This is a genomic window from Cupriavidus sp. L7L, from assembly GCF_004353535.1.
GTDB classification, from domain to species: domain Bacteria; phylum Pseudomonadota; class Gammaproteobacteria; order Burkholderiales; family Burkholderiaceae; genus Cupriavidus; species Cupriavidus oxalaticus_A.
The window spans coordinates 1-1,048 of record NZ_SMNY01000206.1; the positions used below are offsets into that span (position 1 = coordinate 1).

The following is a 1,048-nucleotide window of genomic DNA, read 5'->3' on the forward strand; positions in this document are numbered from 1 at the left end:
TCCCGGGTTCATTTCTGGACTGTCGGGGCAGTCCGGCCTGGTCGGCATGATGCATGCGCGCAAGTATGCGGATGAGAAGAAGCTGGAGATGATCGTAGTGGATCTCTCAGTCGAGGTCGAGAAGCCGCTATATCCAAAGGTTTTGAAGCCTGAAGATCTGCCGAACGTAGATCTTCTGAATCTCATACGAAGCAGCAAAGAGTTGATGCAAGGGATCCGAGAGGACTGGTTGAAGTGGCTTTCAGAAGAGGGGCGCCGCGGAATGGACTACAGCGCTTTGAAAGAGGGAGAATTGATCGCTCGCCGCCCGGATCTCATTCCTCGTCTCTTGCGCTCGCCAGGCTTCACGCATGTCCATGTGGTAACGCATCCGGCCATGACGCCGTTTCACACGTTACCCCTCACTGCGACATCGTTTCCCAGTGACTACAAGAAGATCGTCTCCGCCAACGCACGCCTGCACCCCCATATCGAAGTCGTGCTGTAGAAATTCCACGGCGGGCAGCTCGGGATGATGGCTGCCCGCCGCTGCCCACGCGCAACGCCCCGCATACGTTTCTTGACTCGTATGCAAAAAATTGACATCATTCAGTTCCGTATCATGCATGCGATACGCAAGTTAGACAAGGGACGATATGCAAGCCGATGGCACATTGAAGACGCAGGCAACAGGTCCGGCACGTAAGCCGGGTGGGTACGAGATGACGGCAGCGGGAAAGCTGCTTCTGGTCGCAGGCCTCATTTTGACTGGCGTCGCGGGCTACTTGTACATCGATTCCAGCGGGGCGAGATTGGCGTCTCCAACAGGCCGCGCATTGCAGCAAGAACCTGCCCGCGCAAAGCCGGAGCCCGTGACCAGCTCGGACAAGCGAGCGGCATCGGGAGTTGTAGGGCCAGGACCGAAAGAGTTGTCGCGTGACGCTCACCGCGAGGCCACGTCAGCCGTGATGCTCGCGGCATTGCGAGCAACTGCGGAGGCGCAGAACGTCCGACTGGCGGAAGCGGAGCGCACCCTTGCAGATCTCGAAACGCTGCTGACTTCCCTGCC

General features: G+C 58.3%; 1 protein-coding gene. It reads left to right on the plus strand.

Annotated elements, in window-relative coordinates; all coding sequences use genetic code 11:
* Window positions 1-487 (plus strand): hypothetical protein (locus E1J61_RS37755; RefSeq protein WP_165971648.1); only part of this gene is annotated, 487 nt, incomplete at its 5' end.
* Between the last annotated feature and the right edge of the window lie 561 nt (window positions 488-1,048).